Source organism: Thioalkalivibrio sp. ALM2T (genome assembly GCF_000381505.1).
GTDB classification, from domain to species: domain Bacteria; phylum Pseudomonadota; class Gammaproteobacteria; order Ectothiorhodospirales; family Ectothiorhodospiraceae; genus Thioalkalivibrio; species Thioalkalivibrio versutus.
Genome location: NZ_KB906556.1, coordinates 291,629 through 315,011 on the forward strand (window position 1 = coordinate 291,629; position 23,383 = coordinate 315,011).

Genomic DNA, 23,383 nt, shown 5'->3' on the forward strand with positions numbered 1-23,383 from the left:
GGATCTCCCCACGCCAGCGATACCCCCCGACGTCCGTGCCACCTGCCAACGATGGAGATTCCGGATAACCGCTGCGCGGTTTCCGGGATGACGACGTTGGGGGCGGCATCCGACCGTCTGGAACAGGAATCCTGGCCGGCCGGTCAACTGTCATCCCAGCCCATTACTTCTCGCCCTCCCGGCTACCCATTACGCGTCATCCCGGCCGCAGCGAAGCGGAGAGCCGGGATCTCCCCACGTCGGGGATACCCCCTAACGTCCGTGCCACCTGCCAACGACGGAGATCCCGGATAACCGCTGTGCGGTTTCCGGGATGACGAGCGTTGGGTGGCCGGGATGCCAAGGGATGAGTAACGGAAATGTCGGTTGGGGCCGGAGTGTAGCGGTGGTGATGGGCGACCAGCCTCCGTGTATGCGTGCCTAGAGGGCGGAGTGTTTATATGCCGTACTGTCACAGCGGGTCTCCCTTCAGGACGTGCGGGAGGCCGGCGACGGTGAGGATAACGCGGTCCATCGTTGGCGCCAGGCGCTGGTGGAGCCAGCCGGCCTCGTCGGCGAAGCGGCGGGATAATGCGTCCATCGGCGTGATCCCCATGCCGGTTTCGTTGGAGACGAATACCAGCGTGCCCGGCAGGCGTGGAACCGTTTCGATCAGGGCCTCGCGCTCACGTTCGATCCGGCACTCGTCATCGGTACACAGGAGCTGGGTCAGCCACAGGGTCAGGCAGTCCACCAGCAGGCACTGCTCCGGTCCCGCGGCCTGCTCCAGCGCCCGGGCCAGGCCCGTGTCGGCCTCGACGAGGCCCCAGTCTGCAGGCCGGTCCGCGCGGTGGCGTTCGATCCGGCGCGCCATTTCGGCGTCATCCGCGCGCGCCGTCGCCACGTAGGTCACGGGCAGGCGGCTGGCGGCCGCCAGTTGTTCCGCCAGCCGGCTCTTGCCCGAGCGCACGCCACCCAGCACCAGGGTCTTCATGCGACCGGATCCGTCGAATCGGCTTGCAGAAGGGTCAGTATGTATTTCATATCCAGGTGTTCTTCCAGAGAATCGGCAAGGCGTTCCAGGCCGCGCTCCCGCGCCGTTGCCAGGTCTTCCCCTTTGTCCATCCCGGTACGCATTCCCGCCCAATTGAGCAAGGCCTCGGCGGCGTCCGCTGTATCGAACACGCCGTGGACATAAGTTCCGGCCACCGTGTCATCCTCGCTGCGGGCGCCATCCGGGCCGTGTTCCAGCTGCAGAACCGGACGCCCCAGGCCCGGGCCGGTCGTCACGCCCGCATGGATCTCGTAGCCTTCCACGCGGGCCTCCCGATCCAGCACGCGGTCGCCGCTCACCTGTTCCAGGTGCTTCTCCGGGGCGAGCCGGGTCTCGATATCCAGCCAGCCCAGCGCCGCGGTGGAGCCCGGCTGGCCCTCCACCCCATCGGGATCGTGCACCGCACGCCCCAGCATCTGGAAACCGCCGCAGATGCCCAGCACCTTCCCGCCATAACGCACATGCCGCTCCAGCGCGGCCTCCCAGCCCTGCTCGCGCAGCCAGGCGAGGTCACCACGCACGGCCTTCGAGCCCGGCAGGATGACCAGATCCGCCGGCTGCAGGGATTCGCCTGGACCAACAAAGCGCAGGTCCACTGCCGGGTGGAGACGCAGCGGATCGAAATCCGTGTGGTTGGAGATGCGCGGCAGTGCCGGCACGACCACCTTCAACGCATCCGCAGCCTTCTCGGGCATCGCCTCGCGCGGCAGGGCGTCCTCGGCATCCAGATAAAGCCCGTGCAGGTACGGAATCACGCCGAGCACCGGCTTTCCGGTTTCCTGTTCCAGCCAGTCCAGGCCGGGTTGCAACAGGCCGATATCGCCGCGAAAGCGGTTGATCACGAAGCCCTGTACCCGCGCGCGCTCCGTCTCGCTCAACAGCGCCAGCGTGCCCACCAGGTGCGCGAACACCCCGCCCCGGTCGATATCCGCAACCAGGATCACCGGGCAGTCCACGGCCTCGGCAAAGCCCATGTTGGCAATGTCGCCGGCACGCAGGTTGATCTCCGCCGGCGAACCGGCGCCCTCCACGAGGACGTGGTCGTACTGTGCGGTCAGTCGGCCATGCGAGGCCAGCACCGCCTCGCGCGCCACTGGCTTGTAGTCGTGGTAGGCCCGGGCATCCAGCTCCGCCGCCGGCCGGCCGTGGATGATCACCTGCGCGCCCTGGTCCGAGCTGGGTTTCAGCAGTACCGGGTTCATGTCCGTATGCGGTTCCAGGCCACAGGCCGCCGCCTGCAGGGCCTGGGCGCGCCCGATCTCGCCACCATCCATAGTGACCGCGCTGTTCAGCGCCATGTTCTGCGGCTTGAACGGCACCACCGACAGCCCGCGCCGGTACAGCACGCGCGCCAGTCCCGCCACCAGCACGCTCTTGCCGGCATCCGAGGTCGTGCCCTGCACCATCAGCGTCGTACCCATCAGGACGCCCCCAGTGCCTGTTCCAGGCGCTTCCATTCGTGTTCCTGTCCCGGCAAGCCAAAACGAAGGCTGCCCGGCTCATCAAACCGCCGAACCAGAATGCCCTGCGCGCCCAGGCGATCCTGCCAGCCCGCGGGATCGTCCACGCGGCACCACTGAAACAGCGCGGTGCCGCCGGCGGGTTCCAGCCCCTGGTCGCGCAGCAAGTCCGCCAGGCGCTGGCCACGTGCCTCGAGCATGCCGCGTGTCTCGGCCTGCCAGGCCCGGTCCGACAGCGCCTGGGTGGCGATCCAGCGAGACGGTCCGGCAAGACCCCACGGGCCCATCCGGGCGGCCAGTCGCGTGAGCAGCGTGTCCTCCGCAATGACAAATCCCACGCGCGCCCCGGCCAGGCCAAAGAACTTCCCCAGCGAGCGCAGCACCACCAGCCCCTTCCGCGGCTTTTCCTGCGCCAGGCTCGCCTCCGGTGTCACGTCCATGAAGGCCTCGTCCACGATCAGCCAGCCGCCGCGCGCGGCCAGGGCCGCATGCCACGCCAGCAGGTCCGCGCGGTCGAACCGCTGTCCGGTCGGGTTGTTGGGGTTGACCAGCACCAGCACGTCCAGGCCGGGCAATGCGGCCTCGATCGAATCCCCGTCCAGCGGGACGACGTTGTGCCCGGCCCCGTGCCAGGCGCGAGCGTGTTCGTTGTAGCTGGGCTCGAGGATGCCCACGCGCGAAGTGCCTTCCCGTAGCGCGGGCAGCAGCTGGATCGCGGCCTGGGAACCGGGCACCGGCAAAAGCGCCCCGGCCCCATAATAGGCGGCGGCCGCGGCCTCCAGGCCGTCGTCCGGTTCCGGCAGGCGCGCCCAGGCCCCTGGCGGAAGCTCGCCTGCGGGGTAGCCATGCGGGTTGATGCCCGTGGAAAGATCCAGCCAGTCGGCCTTGGGGATCCCGTAGCGCGCGGCCGCCTGGCGGATACCGCCCCCGTGCACCTGAATCAGCGCCTTCGGCTCCGGCGTCTGCATCGATTGGGCCTCAGAACAGGACAACGACAATCACCCCGGCCACAATAAAGGCCATCCAGATGGCCAGCGCACGATCCAACAGCGTAATTGCCTGGCGAATGCCTGCCGCGTCGGGCATGCGGCCCATCCCCAGGCGGGGTCGCCACTCGCGCTGCCCGCCATAGGGCGCCGCTCCGCCCAGGACCACGCCCAGCGCACCCGCCCCCGCGGCCATCACCGGCCCCGCGTTCGGGCTCTTCCAGCCGGCGGCCTGCTCGCGCCAGCACTGCAGCGCGTCCCGGCCACGCCCCGCCAGGGCATAGGCCAGTGCCGTCAGCCGGGCCGGGATCAGGTTCATGGCATCGTCCAGGCGCGCGGCGGCCCAGCCAAACGAGCGAAACCGGTCATTGCGATAGCCCCACATCGCGTCCAGCGTGTTCACCAGGCGATAGGCGACCACGCCCGGCGCGCCGGCCACCAGGAACCAGAAGATCGTGGCGAACAGCGCGTCGTTGCCGTTCTCCAGCACCGACTCGATGGTGGCGCCACTCACCCCGCGCTCATCCAGGGCCGCCGTGTCGCGACTGACCAACATGCCGACACCAGTGCGCGCCCCAGACAGGTCATCCCTTTCCAGGGCCTCGGCCACCACCTCCGCATGCTCGTCCAGACTGCGCCAGCCAATCGCCAGCGTGAGGATCACCAGCGTCAGAAGCCAGCCCCAGGCCAGCGAGGCGCCCAGTGCGGCCAGCGCCACCCAAGGCAGGACCAGCGCCGCGAGGAGAAGCGCTCCGCGTGCACGGCTCGGCGCATGCCAACGCGATTCGGCCCAGGCCGCGAGCTGGCCGAATCCGGCGAGCGGGTGGAACCACCGAGGGTCACCAAACAGTCGGTCCAGGACCAGGGCGCCCATCAGGATCAGAAAGGTACTCATGCCGGGCCGCGCCCGGATGCCCCATCCGGACCCGTGACGGATTCCCGCGCATCCGGGGACTCGACCAGCTCGCACGCCGCACCCCAGCGGTCCTGGAATACCAGGTCTTCCAGCGGGCGGCGGCTGTCCCAGCCGGCGGTCTCCAGCAGCGGCCGGTCATAGAAGCGCTCCACATGCCCCAGGCACAGCACCGCGATCGGGTACCCGCCTTCGGGCATGTCCAGCCGATCGGCCAGCCAGTCCGGATCGAACAGGGAGACCCAGCCCATGCCCAGGCCCTCGGCGCGGGCGGCCAGCCACAGGTTCTGGATCGCGCAGGCGGCGGAACACAGGTCCATCTCGGGGAGCGTCCGCCGGCCGAGCACGTAGCGCTCGCGGCCATCGGTCAGGGCCACGACCAGCAGCTCGCCCGCCTCGCGGATGCCCTCCAGCTTCAAGCGATGCACCTCCGCTGCGCGCTCGCCACAGGCTTGTGCGGTGCGGGCCTGTTCCTCCGCCGCGTGGGCATGCAGCGCCTCGCGCTCGGCCGGGTCGGTAATGCGCAGGAAGCGCCAGGGCTGCATATACCCGACGCTCGGCGCACGATGCGCCGCCTCAAGCACGCGCCGCAGCACCGCCGGATCAACCGGGTCCGGTCGAAAGTGGCGCATATCGCGGCGTTCCGCGATCACCCGGTAGACGGCCGCCAGCTCATCTTGGGCAAAGCCCGAAGCAGCCGCATCCGCATCGGGCCGGGAAGGATTCTCGTTGGCGGGCAAATCGGACTGCATCGGCTTACCGTCAGGGCGACGCGACGCGGATGCAGAAGAATCGGGGCATGGTCATGACAGATCCATGCCTACCGACCCTCGCCCACCGCGCGGTCGCAGAAAGTTCGTCCAGGCCGGTCTCCGGGCTCGCGAATCCCCGGCAATCCGGGGCGGCAAGTCGCCTTCCCGGGCCACGTGCGGCCCAGTGGCTTTCGACTTGCCGAGGTCCGCGGTGCCTGATGGAGCACCCCGCGAACCCACTCGCCTACCGTTGCGGGGGCAGCGTCGGCATGGAGCTGAGGAGGATCCCGCGCCTGCACCGACTTCCCGTTTAACCCGTGCGACCAATCACCCGGGCACCTGGCAGCGAAGCGTGAATCATACGCGGCAAGCCCACTGCCGACCAATTGACGCTCCGAGGCGCCCCAGGCTTGCTGCTATGATGCCCCGCTAGTCCAACGCCTGGTGACGGCTCACCAGCCGGCTCGAAGGCGCTTGAATAACCAATCCAATGCGACTGTAAACTCATGCAATTCTGGACTTCTCGAACTCCACTGCTCGCTTGCCTCATGGGCCTGCTCTCGACCCCGCTGCCCGCAATCGGGGACTCGATTACGGTCACCGACGACGATGACCGCGAGGTCCATCTGGAGCAGCCTGCCGAGCGCATCGTCAGCCTGGCCCCGCACATCACCGAGGTGCTGTTTGCCGTGGGTGCGGGGGACCGCATCGTGGGCGCAACGCAGTACAGCGATTATCCGCCCGAGGCGGAGGCCATCCCGCGGATTGGCGGCTACAGCCGGATTGACCTGGAACGGGTACTGGAAAGGGACCCCGATCTGGTGATCGCGTGGAAGAGCGGCAACTCCGCCTCCCAGGTCGAACGCCTGCGCGAACTGGGACTGCCGGTGTATGTATCGGAACCGCGCAGCTTCGAGGGTGTGGCCTCGAGCATGCGGCGCATGGCCACGCTGGCCGGCACGCATGACCAGGGCGAGGCCGCGGCACAGGACTTCCTGGACCGAATGGACGCGCTACGCGCCACGTACGGCGACCGGGATCCGATTCGCGTGTTCTATCAGGTGTGGGAGCAACCGTTGATGACGGTCAATGACGACCACCTGATCGCCGAGGCCATCGCCGTGTGTGGCGGCGTGAACGTGTTTGGCGATCTCGACCGCCTGGTGCCGCGCATTGGGCGCGAAGCCGTACTGGATGCCGACCCCGAGGTCATCATCGGCGGCGGCATGGGCGAGGACCGCCCCGACTGGGTGATCGCCTGGGGCCAATGGGAGGACATGACCGCGGTCCAGCGCGACAATCTCTTCTTCATTCCCCCTTCGCTCCTGCAACGCCATACCGGACGCATCGCGGAAGGCACCGCCCTGATGTGCGAAGAACTCGAACGCGCCCGCACACGCCGTCCCGCCCCATCACCATGACGGTCCGCCTCGCGGTCTCTCGCAACGGATACTGCGGGACACCAATGAAGGAGCGTTGTACGTGTGCTGAAGGCCGCGCTCCCGCCGTTCCGGCAATCCACCGCTTCGCCCGCCTGGAGCGGAGGGCTCCCGCTTGACCCGTTCGTTCCTCCTGGCCCTCGGCGTGCTGTTGCCCGCGTCTGTGCTCTCCGTCCTGGTGGCACTGGCTTACGGCAGCGTGCAGATTCCGTTCCCTGACCTGCTGAGTGTCTTCTTCGGCGAGGCCTCGCGACTGCACAGCACCCTGGTACTGGAGCTGCGCCTGCCGCGCGCGCTGGCCGCGTTCGCCGCCGGCGGGCTGCTGGGCCTGGCCGGAGCGCTCATGCAGGTGCTGCTGCGCAATCCACTGGCCGATCCCTACGTGCTGGGGCTCTCTGGCGGCGCCTCGGTGGGCGCCTTGCTGGCGATGCTGGCGGGGCTGTCTATGTTCTCGGTCTCGGCCGCGGCCTTCGTGGGTGCCCTGCTGTCCACCATTCTGGTGTTCGGCCTGGCCCACGGCACGGGCAGCTGGACCCCGACCCGCCTGCTGCTGACCGGTGTCGTGGTGGCCGCCGGCTGGGGCGCGATGATCAGTTTCATCCTCGCGGTCAGCCCCACCGCGGAGCTCCCGGGCATGCTGTACTGGCTGATGGGCGACGTCTCCCATGCCCGCAACCCCTACCCCGCCTGGGGCGTACTCGTGGTCGTCGCCCTGCTCGCCCTGCCCTTTGGGCGCACCCTGAACGTCCTGGCGCGCGGGCCAATGCAGGCCGCGGCCCTCGGAGTGGCCGTACGCCCGGTGGAATGGACGATCTATGTCGTGGCTGCCCTGATCACCGCGACTGCGGTCACCCAGGTCGGCGCGGTCGGCTTTGTCGGGCTGATCGTGCCGCACATGCTGCGTCTGATCTTTGGCAACGACCAGCGCGTGATCCTGCCGGCCTCGGCCCTGGGCGGGGGCATCCTGCTCACCCTGGCCGACACCCTGGCCCGCACGATCATCGCCCCGGAGCAATTGCCGGTGGGCGTCATCACCGCGATGCTGGGTGTCCCGGTGTTCCTGTTCCTGCTCTACCGGAGCCGCTGATGCCGCGTACACCTCCCCCAGCCCCCGCGGCGACCCAGCCACACGACACACCGGGCCTGGGCGCGCGCAGCGTCCACCAGGAACCGGGGCCCAAGACCCTGCTCGCGACGCATGACCTCGTCATCGACGTGCCCGAGCGGCCGCCCGGTTCGCCGCTGGACCTGACGGTGGATCCGGGCCAGTGCTGGGGCATCCTGGGCCCGAATGGGGCCGGCAAGAGCACCCTCCTGCAGACCCTCGCCGGCCTGCGGGCCGCGCGTGCCGGAACCATCAAGATCAAGGGACAATCCATTGCGGCCCTCGCCCGCGCGGAACTGGCCCGTCGCCTGGGCCTGGTCTTCCAGACCCACCATGACGGCTTTCCCGCCACGGTGCTGGAGACGGCCCTGATCGGACGCCACCCGTATCTGCGGCCCTGGGATATCGAGTCTTCCGAGGACTACGCCCGCGCCCGTGCGGCACTCGCGGCGATGGATCTCGCTGACCTCGAGGACCGCATGGTGGACACCTTGTCCGGCGGGGAACGCCAGCGCCTGGCGATCGCGACGGTCCTGACCCAAGATCCCAGCCTGCTCCTGCTGGACGAGCCCACCAGCCAGCTGGACCTGCATCATCAGGTGGCCGTGCTCAACCGCGTGCAGGCCATCGTCGGTCAGGAAAACCGAGGCGCAGTGCTGGTCCTGCACGACGTCAACCTCGCGGCGCGCTACTGCGATCACTTGCTTCTGCTATTCCCTGACGGACAGGCGTGCTGGGGCCCCACGGCCACCATGCTGGTGCCCAGTGCACTGGAGCGCCTGTACAACCAACGCCTGAGCGTGGGCGAGGTGGACGGCCTGCCCGTCTTCCTGCCCCGCAACGAGTAATCCCTATGGAATTCTTCCGCACCCTGCATTCCGACCTGAATGCCGAAAGCCTGCAGCGAAGCCTCACCGTGCCCGTATTACCCGACGCCAGCGGCGCGATCGATACGCTGATCGCCGACGAGGGCCCCGATGCCGGTGTCGTGTACTGCCTGTGGGGGGAGTTTCGCGTCCATCGGGAACTCATCAACGGTGGCGTTCGCTTTTCCCTGCCGGAATGCCCCAATGGCCTCGCCTGGACGCTGACCACGGGTCATCCGCCCGACCCGCAAGCCGTTGTCCTGCACCTGACCATCAGTCGCCAGGAGCACGACCCGGACTTCGTCGAGAGCCTCGAGATGTTTGCCGATTCCTGGCAGGTCCCGGCCACCTGACAGAACGCCCCATGACGGGAAACGATGCAATTTTCTTTTCGTTTCATGGTCGGTATGGTGCAGATCTGTTGCGAAGGAGAACGCCATGAACCCGACACCGCCGGACAGCGTGAAGACCTCTCATCCCACCCAGGACGGGGCCGGGGTGAAGATTCGGCGCATCCATGATTTTAGTGGCGGGCTGGATCCCTTCCTGATGCTGGACGAACTGAAGGCCAGCGCGCGCGAGGACTACATCGGTGGCTTCCCCTCGCACCCGCACCGCGGTTTCGAGACGCTTACCTACCTGGTCCACGGCGGGCTTACCCACGAGGACTCCATGGGCAACCAGGGGCGAGTGGAGGCCGGCGAGGCCCAGTGGATGAGTGCCGGGCGTGGCGTAATCCACTCCGAGATGCCGCTTTTGGACGCGGACGGCCTGCACGGCTTCCAGCTTTGGGTAAACCTGCCCGCCCGGCGCAAGATGGACCCACCGCGTTACCGCGACGTGCGCGCCGACGCGATGCGCCACCTGCCGGAAGACGACGATTCGCTGCGCTTCAAGGCCATTGCCGGCTCCTGGCAGACCAGCGCCGGGGACACCGAAGGCGCGCTGCCGCAGATCGGCGAAGGCGCCGCCATGGCCGACCTCACGCTACCGGCCGGCTATCGCCTGTCGCTTGCGGTGCAACTGGAAGATCGCGTGCTGGCCTACGTGTTCGACGGCGAGCTGACCGGCCTCGGCACGGGCCAACTGGGCGTCTGGCACGGCCACACCCAGATCCACCTGATCGCGCAGCAGGATGCCCGGGTACTGCTGTTCAAGGGGCGGCCGCTGGGCGAACCGATCGCGCACTACGGCCCGTTCGTGATGAACACCTCCGGCGAGATCGAACAGGCCATCAGCGACTACCAGTCCGGCCAGCTCGCCGCCGAACCGGCCAGCATGGACTGAGCTCGCGCCAGCGCACCATCCCACAAGTTCCGCGCGCGAATCCCCCTCTCCGTCATCCCGGAAACCGCCCAGCGGTGATCCGGGGTCTCACCGCGTGGACCAACCCCCAACCTGCCGCCTGGCACCCCCGCCAGAGATCCCGGGTCTTCGCTCCGCTGCGGCCGGGATGACGCCGAGGAAGATCACCCGACCGGTGATACTTGCACCCCCCGCCACCTACCGCTTTCGTCATCCCGGAAACCGCGCAGCGGTTATCCGGGATCTCACCGCGTGGACCAACCCCCTGACCTGCTGCCTGGCACCCGCGCCAGAGATCCCGGCTCTTCGCTCCGCTACGGCCGGGATGACGCCGAGGAAGATCACCCGACCGGTGATACTTGCATCCCCCGCCACCTATCGCTTTCGTCATCCCGGAAACCGCGCAGCGGTTATCCGGGATCTTATTGCGTGGAACGAACCCCGACCCGCTCTCTCGCACCCACGCAGATGACCCCGGCTCTTCGGTTCGCTACGGCTGCGGTGACGGGGCGCTGGGAACCCGGATCGCAATAGGCGTGGCGGGCTGCCCAGCTAGGCTTGGGAGTGGGTCCGGTGATCCCACGATCCGTTCCGTGGAGAAGGATGGCCCCGCAACGGGTGCAGGGTCGCTGGTTCTTGGCCGGCCCCCGGGTCCGGCCTCAGCCGCCTTCCTCGATCAGCTCGATGGCGTTGCCGTCGGGATCGCGCACGAATGCGGCCGGGCGCCCGGAACGACTGCGCTCCACGGGAATCCCGGCCCCTTCCAGGCGCGCCGCCAGCGCCTCCAGACCACGGACGCGCAACGCCAGATGACGGTCCTGACCGCAGCGCACGCCGCGCTCGGTCGGATCGGGGTTCGGCACCTGCAACAGATGCAGCGCCTGTCCGCTCCCCAGGTCATACCACAGGCCGGGAAAGTCGAGATCCGGGCGTTCCAGCGGCACCAGGCCGAGCTGCTCCCCGTAAAAGGCCGCCGCCACCCGTATGTCCGCAATCACCAGGCTTGCGTGATGCAGACGCAGGATGCCGGGTTCTGCCCCCTTCACCGAAGTCATACCCGCATCACCCCCGAGGCCGGTTCGAGCAACACAATAGCCTGGGCTGCCACCCCTTCCTTGCGCCCGGTAAAGCCGAGGTGCTCGGTGGTCGTCGCCTTCACGCTGACATCGGCGATATTCAGGGCGGTATCGGCTGCCAGGTTCTCACGCATCGCGCAGACATGCGGTGCAAGCTTGGGCGCCTGCGCGATCACCGTGGTGTCGATGTTGACCGGGCGCCAGCCGGACCCGGCCACTCGTTCGACCGTCTCCCGCAGCAGGACGCGGCTGTCCGCCCCTCGAAACGCCGGATCGGTATCCGGAAAGTGCAGGCCAATATCCCCCAGCGCCGCGGCGCCCAGCAGGGCGTCACACACCGCGTGGATCAGCACGTCCCCATCCGAGTGGGCCACGAATCCACGCTCGAACGGGATGCGAACGCCACCGAGCACCAAGTGGTCGCCTTCGCCGAAGGCGTGTACGTCGAAGCCCTGGCCAATCCGCAAGCCACTCATGCGCGAAACCCGCCTTCCAGGCGACCCTGCTGCATCAGATACAGGCGAGCGAGCTCAAGGTCTTCGCTGCGGGTGATCTTGATGTTCATCGCGGAGCCCTCGATCAGCCGGGGTGCCTGGCCCAGGAACTCGATGGCGCTGGCCTCGTCCGTCACCGGATGCCCCTCGGCCCGCGCCCGCGCGTTGGCCGTGCGGAGCATGCCCAGCCGGAACATCTGCGGGGTCAGGGCCCGCCAGACCCGTTCGCGATCCAGCGTCCGCTCGACCTTCCCGGCACCATCGCTCCATTTGATGGTATCGGTGCTTGGACTGGCCAGCAGCCCACCCACCGGGTCGTCACGCAACTCGTGCAGCAGTCGGTCCACATCCGCTAGCGGCAGACAAGGTCGTGCCGCGTCATGCACCAGTACCCAGTCGTCCTCGTGCGCCCGTTCGGCAAGGAAGTCGAGCCCGTTCTGGACCGAATCCGCGCGTTCCGCCCCTCCGGCCGCACGGAACAGCCGGCCGCCGGCCAGCGGCAGGTCCAGGGCATCCGGGTCGACGTCCGGACCGAGCACCAGAACCACCCCGCGAATCCGCGGGTGTTCGAGAAAGATCGACAGGGTGTGGGACAGGATCGTGTGCGATCCGAGTGTCAGGTACTGCTTCGGACGGTCAGATCCCATGCGCCGACCGATTCCAGCGGCCGGGATCAACGCCCAGAACGCTGGCTCCCGAGTCGGCACGTTTTCGGCGTTAGCCATCAAAGGGGTCCTCGGGTGGCAGGGTGTCGGTGGCGGGCTCCGCATCCTCCGGGACTTGCGCGTCCGGGCCCGGATCGGTCTCTCCAGCCGGGCCCGGTAGCGGCTCGACCTGCAGCCTCGTGGGCTCGTCCTCGCCCACCACGAAGAAGAAGATCTCGTCCTCGCGGATCATCCCCAGATCGCGCCGCGCTCGCTCCTCGACCGCCGCGGTGCCGCCGCGCAAATCGCGCACCTCGGCCTCCAGAGCCTGGTTGCGTTGTTCCAGTTCGGCATTTGCGGCTTGCTGTTGCGCGACCTGCTCGCGCAGATCGCGCACATCGCGCCAACTCCCCTCGCCCAGCCACAGGGGCCATTGCAGGGCCAGCAGCACGAGGGCCAGACCGATCAACAGGCCGCGCATCACCCGCACTCCGTATAGTTGAACAGAGAAAGCCCCCGCCCGCGCACCGCGACAGACGCGACAACGTGGAGACGAGGGCTTTCGCAAGTGGCCGGCATGCCCGGCATTCTACGAGCCCCTGACGACCGGGGACAGGAACCGCGCCGCAGGCTGAGGACTGCGTGGTGACCAAGGCCGTCCCGGGTCTCGATCAGCGCCCGAAGGTGAACGCCGACATGCCCGGATAGGTCGCTCGCGAACCCAGGTGTTCCTCGATACGGATCAGCTGGTTGTACTTGGCGACCCGATCGGAACGCGACAGCGAACCAGTCTTGATCTGGCCGGCGCGCGTGGCCACGGCCAGGTCCGCGATGGTCACGTCTTCGGTCTCGCCCGAGCGATGCGAGATCACTGCAGTGTAATTGGCCTTGCGCGCCATCTCGATGGCTTCCAGCGTCTCGGTCACGGTGCCGATCTGGTTGAGCTTGATCAGGATGGAATTCGCAACGCCCTTGTCGATACCTTCCTGCAAGATCTGAGTATTGGTCACGAACAGGTCGTCACCCACCAGCTGCACGCGATTGCCCAGGCGCTCGGTCAGCGTCTTCCAGCCGTCCCAGTCATCTTCGGCCATCCCGTCCTCGATGGTCAGGATTGGGTACTGGTCCACCCAGTGGGCGAGATACTCGGAGAACTCGTCGGCAGAGAAGGCCTTGCCTTCGGAATCGAGGTGATAGCGCCCATCACGGTAGAATTCGGAGCTGGCGCAGTCCAAGCCGATCCAGATGTCCTCGCCCGCCTTGAAGCCGGCGTTGTGAACCGCCTCAAGGATCACCTCGATCGCGGCGGAGTTGGACGGAAGGTCCGGCGCAAAGCCACCCTCGTCGCCCACCGCCGTCGCCAGCCCGCGCTTGGACAGCACCTTTTTCAGCGCGTGGAAGACCTCGGCGCCGTAGCGCACGGCCTCACGCACCGAATCCGCCCCCACTGGCAGGATCATGAACTCCTGCATGTCCACGCTGTTATCGGCGTGGGCACCACCATTGATGATGTTCATCATCGGTACCGGCAGCAGCGTGGCGTCGTCGCCGCCCAGGGTCTCGAACAGCGGCTGTTCGCGATCCGCAGCCAGGGCATGCGAAGTGGCCATGGAGACCGCCAGCAGTGCATTGGCGCCCAGGCGTGCCTTGTTGTCGGTCCCGTCCAGTTCCAGCATGCGGCGATCGACCGCGGTCTGATCCAGCTCCATCCCACGCAGGGCGTCGCGGATCTCGCCGTTCACGTGGCTGACGGCCTTCAGCACGCCCTTGCCGCCGTAACGCTTTTCGTCGTCGCGCAGTTCCAGGGCCTCGCGGGCCCCTGTGGAGGCACCGGAGGGCACCGCCGCTCGCCCCATGGCGCCGGAATCCAGGACAACATCGGCCTCGACCGTCGGGTTGCCCCGAGAATCGATGATCTCGCGGGCGTGAATCTCCGCAATCTTGGACATGCTCTCTCCTTGAAAAACATCCGCCCGGACGGGATCGCCCGGGACGTTTTATCGATTCTTTGGGTCGTTACCCGAGACCGTACTCCGCCTCCGCAAACGGCTGCGCCTTGGTCGCGGCATCCAGCGCCTTGAGCGTCTGCAACAGCTCGGCCATTTTTGGCAGCGGCCAGGCGTTGGGGCCGTCGGACAGGGCCTTCTCGGGGTCCGGATGGGTCTCCATGAACAGACCGGATACGCCAGCGGCCACCGCCGCCCGTGCCAGCACCGGCACGAACTCGCGCTGCCCGCCGGAGCACGCGCCCTGCCCGCCCGGTTGCTGCACTGAATGGGTCGCGTCGAAGACCACGGGGCAACCGGTCTGACGCATCTGGGCCAGGCCGCGCATATCGGAGATTAGCGTGTTGTAGCCAAATGAGACCCCGCGCTCGCAAACCATGATCTGATCGTTGCCGACCTCGCGGGCCTTGTCCACGACATTGCCCATGTCCCAGGGTGCAAGGAACTGGCCCTTCTTGATGTTCACCGGGCGGCCCTGGCGCGCAACGTTCTGGATGAAGTTGGTCTGCCGACAGAGGAAGGCCGGGGTCTGCAGCACATCAACGACACTGCCGACTTCGTCCAGGGCGGTGTCCTCGTGGACATCCGTCAGGATCGGCACGCCGACCTCCGACTTCACTTTGTCCAGGATGCGCAGGCCCTCTTCCATGCCCAGCCCGCGGAAGCTCTTCGTCGACGACCGGTTGGCCTTGTCGAACGAGGACTTGTAGATGAACGGGATGCCGAGATCGTCCGCCATGGTCTTCAGCGCGCCGGCCGTCTCCAGCGCCATGGCCTCGGATTCGATGACGCAGGGGCCGGCAATCAGAAAAAAGGGCCGATCAAGGCCAACTTCAAAACCGCAAAGCTGCATGCTCTGTCCTGTCTGGCGGCCGCCACCCTCCGGGTGTGACCGCATAAAACGTGAACCGGCGCTTATTCCGTCAGCGCCGTGGTGGTTTCCGGTTCGCGGGCATCCTGGTAATCCCGGGCAGCACACACGAAAGCGGTGAACAGCGGGTGGCCATCCCTCGGGGTCGAGGTGAATTCCGGGTGGAACTGGCAGCCCACAAACCACGGATGGTCGGCCAGCTCAACGGCCTCTACCAGTTCGCCGGATTCCGAGACCCCGGAGAGCCGAAGGCCGGCGGCCTCCAGGCGTTCACGATAGGCGTTGTTGAATTCGAAGCGATGACGATGACGTTCGCCCACCTCTTCGCGACCATAGGCCTCGGCAATGCGTGACCCCGGGGCCAGGCGCGCGCTCTGGGCGCCCAGACGCATGGTGCCACCAAGGTCGCTGTCGGCATCGCGCCGCTCGATGCGGCCTTCCTTGTCCTGCCACTCGGTAATCAGCGCGATGACGGGATGCGGCGTGTCGGGGGCGAACTCGGTACTGTGCGCACCTTCCAGCCCCACCACATCCCGCGCAAACTCGATGACCGCCACCTGCATACCCAGGCAGATTCCAAGATAGGGCACATCGTTCTCGCGGGCGTAGCGCACCGCGGCAATCTTGCCCTCCACGCCGCGTTCGCCGAAGCCACCCGGAACGAGGATCGCATCCAGGCCCTCGAGTTCGCGCGCGGCCTCGTTCTCGGCCCCTTCCAGCTTTTCCGAATCGAGATAGCGAATCCGGACCCGGGTACCCGCCTGGATACCCGCGTGGGTCAGGGCTTCGTTGACCGACTTGTACGACTCGGTCAGATCGACGTACTTGCCGATCATGCCGACCGTCACCTCGGACTCCGGGAACTCCATGGCATTGACCACGTGCTTCCAGTCCGAAAGATCGGCCTGCGGGACCTCGATATGGAGTTTGCGCAGCACGATCTCGTCGAGCTTCTGCGAATGCAGCCACAGCGGGATCTTGTAGATGTTGTCTACATCCACTGCAGAGATCACCGCCTTCTCCTCGACGTTGGTGAACAGCGCGATCTTGCGCCGTTCGCCCTCGGGGATCGCCTGGGTGGAGCGGCACAGCAGGATATCCGGCTGGATACCGATGGAGCGCAGTTCCTTGACCGAGTGCTGGGTCGGTTTGGTCTTGATCTCGCCGGCGGCCTCGATATACGGCACCAGCGTCAGATGCATAAACAGGGCGTTGTCATGCCCCAGCTCCACGCCCATCTGACGGATCGCCTCGAGAAACGGCAGGGATTCGATGTCACCAACCGTACCGCCGATCTCGATCAGGGCGATGTCGGCATCGCCGGCCCCCTCGTGGATCGAGCGCTTGATCTCGTCGGTGATGTGCGGGATGACCTGCACCGTACCGCCAAGATAGTCCCCACGACGCTCCTTGCGGATCACGTTCTCGTAGATCTGCCCGGCGGTGAAATTGTTGCGCCGCGAGGTGCGAATGCGCACGAAGCGTTCGTAGTGCCCGAGATCCAGGTCCGTTTCGGCGCCGTCATCGGTGACGAACACCTCGCCATGCTGAAACGGGCTCATGGTGCCCGGATCGACGTTGATGTACGGATCCAGCTTGAGCAGCGTCACCTTGAGACCGCGCGCCTCCAGGATCGCCCCCAGCGAGGCGGATGCAATACCTTTGCCCAGAGACGAGACCACGCCTCCGGTAATGAAAACAAAACGCGTCATGCGGGAAACCTGGCTGGGAGCTGACAAGCACCCTGCCCCGGGTCGCACACGCAATCCGGGGCAGGCGGAAAACCCCTGAGAGATTACCAGAGCACCCGCCCCCGCTCAATCGGAAGATGGGGGCAGTGCCTCGTTTCCAGCCTTCGATGACAACGGCCGGAACGCCACCAGGGTCATATCGTCGCGCCGCGGCTCGCCGTCGCGATAATCTTCCAGCACCCGGACCACGGCATCGATCTTGGCCGACAGATCGCGACCACTCTTGTCCGACAGCACCTGGCGCAACCGCCGCCGACCAAACAATCGCGGCGGCTCTCCGCCGACATGATCGTGCACGCCATCGGTGATCAGGAAGAATTCCGTGCCCGGCTCCACGTCGACCTCGTGGTCCACGGGCTGGGCCGGTTCCAGGCTGCGGTAGCCAAGGCCGCCGCGTACGCCCCGGATCTCCTCGACCTCGCCGCCGCGGTCGATCATCAACGGCAGCCCGACACCGGCAAAGGCCAACTTGCGATCCTCCGGCCGGTAGACACACACCGCCGCCTCGAGCCCGTCGTCGGAGTCCGAGTCATAGCCATCCTGGCGCAGCCGTGAGCGCACCAGCCGGTCCATCTCGCGCAGGATGGCCGAGGGCTCCAGCAAGCGGTGTTCGTGCAGGATGCGATCCAGCGCCGAGGCCACCACCAGGGTAATGAAGGCACCCGGTACACCGTGGCCGGTGCAGTCCGCCACCACCAGGATGCTGTGTCCGTCGATGGCCTCGACCCAGAAGTAGTCGCCCCCCACGAGGTGCAGGGGCTCCCAGTAGATCTGCACCTCGTCCATGTAACCATCGAGGGCATTCTTGTCCGGCAGCATGGCAGTCTGGATGCGGCGGGCATAACGGATGCTCTCCACCACCAAGCGATTACTGCGCTCGAGCTCACGGTTGGCCTCGTCCACCTTGGCCAGCGCCCGTTCCGTCTCGGATTTCTCGGCTTCCAGCTGCCGGGTGCGTTCCTCGACGCGCCGCTCGAGGTCTGCATTCAGCGCCTTCAGCTCGCCGCGGGCCCCGTCGCGCGCGTCCAGCCCCGCCTGAAAAGCCCCCAGCAAACGATCCAGCGAACGCCCCAGCGCCCCCAGCTCATCGTTTTCGTGATGGCCCAGGCGCGGCATCGGCCAGTGCGCGGGCTGGTCTGGGTCGGTGTCCGCCACCGCACGTGAAATCTTCAACATCGGACGGAGCATCAGCAGATAGAACAGTACAACCACCACCAGAGAGACGATCACCGCCTGGGTTACGCTGGTCACGACCCCGGTCTGCAGCCGGTTGACGAAGGCCCGCCCCAACACGCCAGGGTCCAGTTCCACGCGCAGGACGCCCACGCCCTGGATATTTCCGCGGGTATCAGGATGGCGCAGCTCACGCTCATGGGTTTGCAGATCACCGAAGAGCCAGTGCGCCCACTCGCCACCGGTCTGGGTGCGCGCCTGGGCATCTTCCGCAAGGGTGTTGCCAAAGTCGTCGAGGATCTCGACCCGCCGGATCTCGTCGAAAACCAGCAGGCCCTGGACCAGGGAATCGGCCTGGGCAGCGCTCAACTGGAAGGCCGCCTCGGCGGCGGGTGGTTCTACCAGGCGTTGCAGACGGTCGATCTGCTCCCCGGTCTCGGCACGGAAGGCATGCCAGTCCGAGGCAATGACATAGGCGCTGCTGAGAAGGCTCAGCGCCAGCGCCGCCAGCAGCGTGGCGACGGCCAGCTTGGCGACCAGGCTACGATTCCGGCGGATGCCGCCCGCCATCACCCGTGTTCGCCGTGCATTTGCACGATGACACGGTTGCGTCCCTCGTTCTTGGCCCGGTAGAGCAGGTCATCGGCCAGAGCCACCAGCTCGCCCGCATCCGGCCACGGGTTTGTGGTGATAACCAGGCCAATGGAAACCGCCAGCGCAAGCGGTTCGTCCTTCCAGTGCAGCGATGCATTCTCCACCGACGAGCGAATGCGCTCGGCCAGTGCGACTGCCTCTTCGGCATCCAGATCCGCCGCCACTACCAGGAACTCTTCCCCACCCATGCGCCCAGCGTACTGTTCCGCCCCCAGCTCGCCCCGCAGGATGTCGGCAAAGCTCTCGAGGGCGAAATCGCCGGCGGCATGGCCGTGGGTGTCGTTCAACGCCTTGAAGTCGTCGAGATCCAGCATCATCACGGTGAGCGAACGCGATTCCTCGCCAACGCTATCCGCCATGCCCTCCACGCAGTCAATCACCCGGCGACGCGAGAACAGGCCGGTCAGGGCATCCTCCAGCGCCAGGCGTTCCAGCTCGGCCGTCAGGCGCTCGCGCTCGCGTACTTCGTCGGACAATGCATTGTTGAGTTGTGCCAGATGCTCCGCCTGCTCACGCAACTGGCGGTTGGCCTCCTGCAGATCCGCTTGCATACGGTCGCTCATACGCATCATGCGACGCTGCGCCCGATAGCTCTCGGAATAGGCCTTGGCGAGCACCTTCACGCCATCGCCTACCGCATCCAGCGCCTCGAGCATCTGTTCGGAGCGCTGCATGACGGACTTTTCCTGCTCGAACAGGGAGAAGTCCGCGAGCCTCTCCATTTCCTGGCCCTCCCGTGGCCGGCTAGCAGGATTCATCGGGTCGTCTCGGGAGGGGGCCTTCATGTCAGCGGACACATTCGGAAGTCAGCGTGTTCGAAATCCTCGGAGAAGTCTTCGCCGAACTCCTCCATGGTCTCGTCGTCATCGTGGTAACACCAGTTGATCCGTACCTTCAGACCCGACTCGGCGCCGTCTTCCAGGATCTGAAACATGTTCATCAAGGCCTTCGCAGTCGAACTGTTGAAGTAGATCATTTCCACGGTGAACTCCACCTCGTCGCTGGCCCGGTCCTCGATCGCCTGCCGCAGCCCCTGAGTCAGCGGGCCGTAGAAGTTCGCGGCATCTTCCGGATACGACTCGCCGGACAGCCGGTACTGCCCCGCCGCGAAATCGAAAACGACAGCCGGGGTCCGGTCGGTTGCCTCGTGTTCAATGGTCTCGACGACTGCCATCAGATATAGGCCTTCAGGACAAAATAGGATTGCGCATCGGAAAGATGCTGAAAGTCGAACTGGATTGGCTCGCTTGCCCGGCGTGCGATCTCGATCAGCCCGATGCTGCCGCCCTTGCTGCCTTCGTCCGGTGGTTCCCGCAGCTTTTCCTTGTAAAAGCGGCGCAACTCCTCGCTGTCCATGCCCGCGAGCTCACGCAGGCGCACGGCCAGGGTGTCGGCATCCTTGCGCCCGATCACGTTGCCGCAAATGACGAAGAAGCGCCCGTTTTCCGACCCGACGGTAATCATCCCGGAGCTCAGCTCGACGGGAGGCTCCGCGTCGTGCTCGATACGCTCGGCTGAATAGCGAATCACGTTCTGCACCTGTTCCACGAACACCGAAAAGACGCGGTTCACGGTCTTCGTATCGGTGGACTCGAGTCGGATTTTCTGCCGCAGTGCATCCCCCAGGGCCTTCAGGATGCCCTCGGAAATGTAGCCAGTGAACGAAAAGATGATGCCGCGCCGCGTCATGTTGCGCTGAAAGCCCAGCACCTCCTCGGCGATCAGGGCCGACGATTCCGTCCGGGCCTCGGCTGCGTCAGTCATTGCGCTCTCCATTGCTGTCCAGGACATCCTGCACGATGGCCGCATAGCGTCCGTCCGCGCGTATCGCATCCAGTTCCTCCTGCATGCGATCCAGCGGCGCCCGCGCGGTTTCCGGGTGGCAGGCCAGGGACATCACGGTATCGTTGAACGCGAACAGGGACCGGAGCTCCCCGATGCCCTCCTGGCGGGCATACCAGGGGGCCAGATGTTCGCCGCTGACCCACACATCGATCCGGTTGGCCGCAAGCTTGCGGGCGTTCAGCCGGTCATTTGGTGCAGTATCCACGGGGATGCCCCGGGCCTCCACATAGAGCGCCACGGCATCGTCCCGATAGCCCCCGACACGGTAGAGCTCCAGATCTTCCAGCGACCCTGCGTTCACCTCGGCGTCTGCCAGCACGAACGCATGCCACTGGTTTTCCACCAGAGGGCCGACCCAGGTGAACAGGTCTTCGCGTTCGGAGGTGCGCGTAGTGGAAAAGACGCAGGTACCCGGTTCCGACTGCGCCTCGGCGTAGGCCCGACTCCACGGCAGCAGGCGGATCTCGGCGTCCACCTGGGCGACATCCAGCAGGGCATCTATCACCCGAATGGAGATCCCGTCCAGCTCGCCGGTTTCCGTCTCGAAATTGAACGGGGGGTAGCTCTCGGTCGTGAGCATCAGCGAATCCGCGCCCAGAGGCGCGGCCAGCAGCATCCCGGCCACCAGCACCCCCATGCCCGTACGTCGTCCGCATTGTGCCGCGAAACCTGTCACGTACCGCTCACCCGCACCCCTGAATACGACCCAAGAATTGTCCGATTTGGACGGGCGCGTCAACTCCCAGCGTGCACCAACCCGGGCCAGAGCACCGCCACAATCGCTCCATCCAGCTGACACAAAAGCGGAATCCGGTTGCGTTCCCAGGGGGCGACCCCGCGCTCCTGCATCAGCTTTTTCAGCGATCGACGCCCGGCGGGGGTCGCGACCATCTCGCCCCCGCTTCGATAGCTAACGGTGAGAGCGGCCTCGGGGTCAACGCCGAGCCGCGGCAGCATCTCCCGGGTCAACCGGCGTCCGTCTACCAAAATCAGTTCCGGCTGATCGGCTGGCCAGGGCTGTTCGGGCGGTGGACCCGCACGCACCCTCTCCTCCTCCGGCCCGGCATGCAGCTGATCGCGATAGCGCCGAATCCAGCCGCCATCCCATTCCGCCACAGGGGACGCCTCGGGGTTGTCCACTAGGGCTTGGCGCAGGAATTCGCCCAGGCGTTCGTGGCCCGGCGGACGGAGCCCCTGCTCGCGCAGCCAGTGCCGCAGCAGGCCACGCTGGTTATCCGCGTCGAGCCCGCGCAAACCTTGAAGGCCCAGGCTGCCGGTCAGCGGATCCCGCACTTCTTCCAGCAGCTCGCCGAAATGCTGACGGAGCTGCCCAACCGCCTCCTGCTGCCAGCCGGCCGCGCGCGCCAGCCCGGCCGCTCCATCGAATCGCTCCCGCAACAAGGGCAACACCGACTGGCGCAGGAAATTGCGGTCGAATCGGGGATCTTGATTGCTGGGATCGTCATACCAGTCGAGGCCCTCCTGCTCCGCATAGGCGACCAGGGCCTCGCGTGACAGGCCCAGCAACGGCCGGCCCAGCCAGGTCTCGCCCTCGCGGCGCAGCGGCCGCATGGCCTGCAGCCCTTCGGGCCCGCTGCCACGCAGGGCAGCCAGCAGGAACGTTTCGGCCTGATCATCCGCATGCTGCCCAGCAAGGATGATGCCCGTCTCACCCAGCCCTTCGCGCAGCATCGCGTAGCGTGCCTCGCGCGCCGCGGCCTCCACGCCGAAGCCACGGGTGTCGAGAGAATCGAGGGTACGGAGCCGGAACGGGCAGTTCAGTGCCTGTGCAAAGGCGCGGCAGTGCTCGACCTGCTGGCCGGAGTCCGGACGCAGGCGATGATCCACGTGCATGGCTTCGAGGTTGGGGATACCCAGGCGCACCGCGGCGTGGAGCAGGACGGTCGAGTCGAGACCGCCGCTGAAGGCGATGCGCACGTGACGATAGCCGGGATGCGCCTGGAGGAAGTCCCGCAGCGCCGCGGCTACAGGATCGAGCGCCCCGGCACCGCGATCAGGAAGCGGCTTCCTGGAAGGCACCGTAGTCCATCAGCCGGCGATAGCGCCGTTCCAGGCGCTTGCCCGGGTCCAGCCCTTCCAGGCCGTCCAGGGTTTCCAGAAGCGCGGCGCGCAGACTGGAGGACATGGTGTCGGGATCGCGGTGGGCACCGCCCAGGGGTTCCGGCACGATGCGGTCGACCAGCCCCAGCTCGCGCAGGCGTTCCGACGTGATGCCCAGGGCCTCCGCGGCCTCCGAGGCCTTTTCGGCGCTCTTCCAGAGGATGGAGGCACAACCCTCCGGCGAAATCACCGAGTAGGTCGAGTACTGCAGCATCAGGGTGGCGTCGCCCACCCCGATCGCGAGGGCCCCACCGGAGCCGCCTTCGCCGATCACCGTGGCAATGATCGGCGTGTCGAGGCGCGCCATCACTCGCAGGTTGCGCGCGATCGCCTCGCTCTGGCCACGTTCTTCCGCCCCCACGCCCGGGTAGGCACCCGGCGTGTCGATGAAGGTGAGCACGGGCATGCGAAAGCGCTCGGCCATCTCCATCAAGCGCAGGGCCTTGCGGTAGCCCTCCGGACGCGGCATGCCAAAGTTGCGGTAGACCTTGTCGCGTGTCTGGCGCCCTTTCTGGTGCCCGATCAGCATCACCGGCCGACCGTCCAGGCGTGCCACGCCGCCCACGATCGCCGGGTCGTCGCCAAACGCCCGGTCGCCATGCAGTTCCTCGAATTCGTCAAACAAGTCGGGAATGTAGTCAAGGGTGTAGGGTCGCCGCGGATGCCGCGACATCTGCGAGACCTGCCACGGGGTCAGCTTGGCGAAGATGCTCTCGGTCAAAGACCGGCACTTGCCTTCCAGGCGCTGGATCTCTTCCTGGATGTTGACCTCGGCATCGTCGCCGACATAGCGCAGATCGCGGATCTTCGCTTCCAGTTCGGCAATGGGCTGTTCGAAGTCGAGAAAGTCCGGATTCATGCAGGGTCCCGAAGACTTGGTTGTGGATAC

At 66.6% G+C, this 23,383-nt stretch carries 24 protein-coding genes and 1 riboswitch; of the genes, 5 read left to right on the top strand and 19 right to left on the bottom strand.

Going from position 1 to position 23,383, the window contains the following annotated elements; all coding sequences use genetic code 11:
• Positions 1-451: 451 nt before the first annotated feature.
• Genes cobU through bluB form a run of 5 tightly spaced genes read right to left on the bottom strand, consistent with a single transcriptional unit; the run spans position 452 to position 5,144 of the window.
• Positions 452-973, bottom strand: coding sequence for a bifunctional adenosylcobinamide kinase/adenosylcobinamide-phosphate guanylyltransferase (gene cobU / locus F816_RS0101320; protein ID WP_019593209.1), 522 nt, complete (start codon positions 971-973; stop codon positions 452-454).
• The gene (locus F816_RS0101325; RefSeq protein WP_019593210.1) at positions 970-2,454 is read right to left on the bottom strand and encodes a cobyric acid synthase; all 1,485 of its coding nucleotides are present in this window, start codon (positions 2,452-2,454) and stop codon (positions 970-972) included. The genes cobU and F816_RS0101325 overlap by 4 nt, the downstream gene beginning before the upstream one ends.
• On the bottom strand, positions 2,454-3,461 hold the full coding sequence (gene cobD / locus F816_RS0101330; protein WP_019593211.1) for a threonine-phosphate decarboxylase CobD: 1,008 nt from the start codon (positions 3,459-3,461) through the stop codon (positions 2,454-2,456). Before cobD ends, F816_RS0101325 begins: the two co-directional genes overlap by 1 nt.
• Before the next feature lie 10 nt (positions 3,462-3,471).
• Complete coding sequence (gene cbiB, locus F816_RS0101335) at positions 3,472-4,374, bottom strand: adenosylcobinamide-phosphate synthase CbiB (protein WP_019593212.1); 903 nt, start codon at positions 4,372-4,374, stop codon at positions 3,472-3,474.
• Positions 4,371-5,144 carry a 5,6-dimethylbenzimidazole synthase gene (bluB, locus tag F816_RS0101340; RefSeq protein ID WP_019593213.1) on the bottom strand — a complete coding sequence of 258 codons (774 nt, stop codon included), beginning with the start codon at positions 5,142-5,144 and terminating at the stop codon, positions 4,371-4,373. The genes cbiB and bluB overlap by 4 nt, the downstream gene beginning before the upstream one ends.
• Positions 5,145-5,237: 93 nt before the next feature.
• Positions 5,238-5,502, bottom strand: a riboswitch (cobalamin riboswitch).
• Positions 5,503-5,692: 190 nt separating this feature from the next.
• Here bluB and F816_RS0101345 point away from each other — a divergent pair.
• The 5 genes from F816_RS0101345 to F816_RS0101365 all read left to right on the top strand — a co-directional run bounded on the left by F816_RS0101345 (position 5,693) and on the right by F816_RS0101365 (position 9,841).
• Complete coding sequence (locus tag F816_RS0101345) at positions 5,693-6,565, top strand: cobalamin-binding protein (protein ID WP_019593214.1); 873 nt, start codon at positions 5,693-5,695, stop codon at positions 6,563-6,565.
• Positions 6,566-6,698: 133 nt separating this feature from the next.
• The gene (locus F816_RS0101350; protein ID WP_018949419.1) at positions 6,699-7,670 is read left to right on the top strand and encodes an iron ABC transporter permease; all 972 of its coding nucleotides are present in this window, start codon (positions 6,699-6,701) and stop codon (positions 7,668-7,670) included.
• Positions 7,670-8,536, top strand: a complete 867-nt coding sequence (locus tag F816_RS0101355; protein WP_019593215.1) for an ABC transporter ATP-binding protein — start codon at positions 7,670-7,672, stop codon at positions 8,534-8,536. Before F816_RS0101350 ends, F816_RS0101355 begins: the two co-directional genes overlap by 1 nt.
• 5 nt (positions 8,537-8,541) lie before the next feature.
• A complete protein-coding gene (locus tag F816_RS0101360) occupies positions 8,542-8,907 on the top strand; it encodes a hypothetical protein (RefSeq protein ID WP_019593216.1) in 366 nt (121 codons plus the stop codon).
• 85 nt (positions 8,908-8,992) lie between these two features.
• Positions 8,993-9,841 carry a pirin family protein gene (locus F816_RS0101365; RefSeq protein ID WP_019593217.1) on the top strand — a complete coding sequence of 283 codons (849 nt, stop codon included), beginning with the start codon at positions 8,993-8,995 and terminating at the stop codon, positions 9,839-9,841.
• Positions 9,842-10,518: 677 nt separating this feature from the next.
• On the opposite strand, the gene F816_RS0101370 is transcribed toward F816_RS0101365, so the two are convergent.
• The 14 genes from F816_RS0101370 to F816_RS0101435 all read right to left on the bottom strand — a co-directional run bounded on the left by F816_RS0101370 (position 10,519) and on the right by F816_RS0101435 (position 23,353).
• Positions 10,519-10,914, bottom strand: a complete 396-nt coding sequence (locus F816_RS0101370) for a VOC family protein (RefSeq protein WP_019593218.1) — start codon at positions 10,912-10,914, stop codon at positions 10,519-10,521.
• The gene (gene ispF, locus F816_RS0101375) at positions 10,911-11,411 is read right to left on the bottom strand and encodes a 2-C-methyl-D-erythritol 2,4-cyclodiphosphate synthase (RefSeq protein ID WP_019593219.1); all 501 of its coding nucleotides are present in this window, start codon (positions 11,409-11,411) and stop codon (positions 10,911-10,913) included. Before ispF ends, F816_RS0101370 begins: the two co-directional genes overlap by 4 nt.
• Positions 11,408-12,154, bottom strand: a complete 747-nt coding sequence (gene ispD / locus F816_RS0101380) for a 2-C-methyl-D-erythritol 4-phosphate cytidylyltransferase (RefSeq protein ID WP_026333085.1) — start codon at positions 12,152-12,154, stop codon at positions 11,408-11,410. The genes ispF and ispD overlap by 4 nt, the downstream gene beginning before the upstream one ends.
• Positions 12,147-12,554, bottom strand: a complete 408-nt coding sequence (gene ftsB, locus F816_RS0101385) for a cell division protein FtsB (protein ID WP_018145600.1) — start codon at positions 12,552-12,554, stop codon at positions 12,147-12,149. Before ftsB ends, ispD begins: the two co-directional genes overlap by 8 nt.
• Positions 12,555-12,744: 190 nt before the next feature.
• Positions 12,745-14,022 (bottom strand): phosphopyruvate hydratase, encoded by a 1,278-nt coding sequence (gene eno, locus F816_RS0101390; protein ID WP_018145599.1) that lies wholly within the window; start codon positions 14,020-14,022, stop codon positions 12,745-12,747.
• Between the two features lie 67 nt (positions 14,023-14,089).
• Positions 14,090-14,932 (bottom strand): 3-deoxy-8-phosphooctulonate synthase, encoded by an 843-nt coding sequence (gene kdsA / locus F816_RS0101395; RefSeq protein ID WP_019593221.1) that lies wholly within the window; start codon positions 14,930-14,932, stop codon positions 14,090-14,092.
• A 62-nt stretch (positions 14,933-14,994) separates the two neighbouring features.
• A complete protein-coding gene (locus tag F816_RS0101400; protein ID WP_019593222.1) occupies positions 14,995-16,662 on the bottom strand; it encodes a CTP synthase in 1,668 nt (555 codons plus the stop codon).
• A gap of 105 nt (positions 16,663-16,767) precedes the next feature.
• Positions 16,768-18,444, bottom strand: a complete 1,677-nt coding sequence (locus F816_RS0101405; protein ID WP_019593223.1) for a SpoIIE family protein phosphatase — start codon at positions 18,442-18,444, stop codon at positions 16,768-16,770.
• Positions 18,444-19,250: a GGDEF domain-containing protein gene (locus F816_RS0101410; protein ID WP_019593224.1), complete on the bottom strand. Its 807-nt coding sequence runs from the start codon at positions 19,248-19,250 to the stop codon at positions 18,444-18,446. The genes F816_RS0101405 and F816_RS0101410 overlap by 1 nt, the downstream gene beginning before the upstream one ends.
• 59 nt (positions 19,251-19,309) lie before the next feature.
• A complete protein-coding gene (locus tag F816_RS0101415; RefSeq protein ID WP_019593225.1) occupies positions 19,310-19,702 on the bottom strand; it encodes a DUF1987 domain-containing protein in 393 nt (130 codons plus the stop codon).
• The gene (locus F816_RS0101420) at positions 19,702-20,292 is read right to left on the bottom strand and encodes a SiaB family protein kinase (protein WP_019593226.1); all 591 of its coding nucleotides are present in this window, start codon (positions 20,290-20,292) and stop codon (positions 19,702-19,704) included. The genes F816_RS0101415 and F816_RS0101420 overlap by 1 nt, the downstream gene beginning before the upstream one ends.
• Positions 20,285-21,010 carry an ABC transporter substrate-binding protein gene (locus F816_RS0101425; RefSeq protein ID WP_019593227.1) on the bottom strand — a complete coding sequence of 242 codons (726 nt, stop codon included), beginning with the start codon at positions 21,008-21,010 and terminating at the stop codon, positions 20,285-20,287. The genes F816_RS0101420 and F816_RS0101425 overlap by 8 nt, the downstream gene beginning before the upstream one ends.
• A 98-nt stretch (positions 21,011-21,108) precedes the next feature.
• On the bottom strand, positions 21,109-22,311 hold the full coding sequence (gene tilS / locus F816_RS0101430; protein WP_019593228.1) for a tRNA lysidine(34) synthetase TilS: 1,203 nt from the start codon (positions 22,309-22,311) through the stop codon (positions 21,109-21,111).
• 76 nt (positions 22,312-22,387) lie between these two features.
• Positions 22,388-23,353: an acetyl-CoA carboxylase carboxyltransferase subunit alpha gene (locus tag F816_RS0101435; protein ID WP_018145590.1), complete on the bottom strand. Its 966-nt coding sequence runs from the start codon at positions 23,351-23,353 to the stop codon at positions 22,388-22,390.
• Between the last annotated feature and the right edge of the window lie 30 nt (positions 23,354-23,383).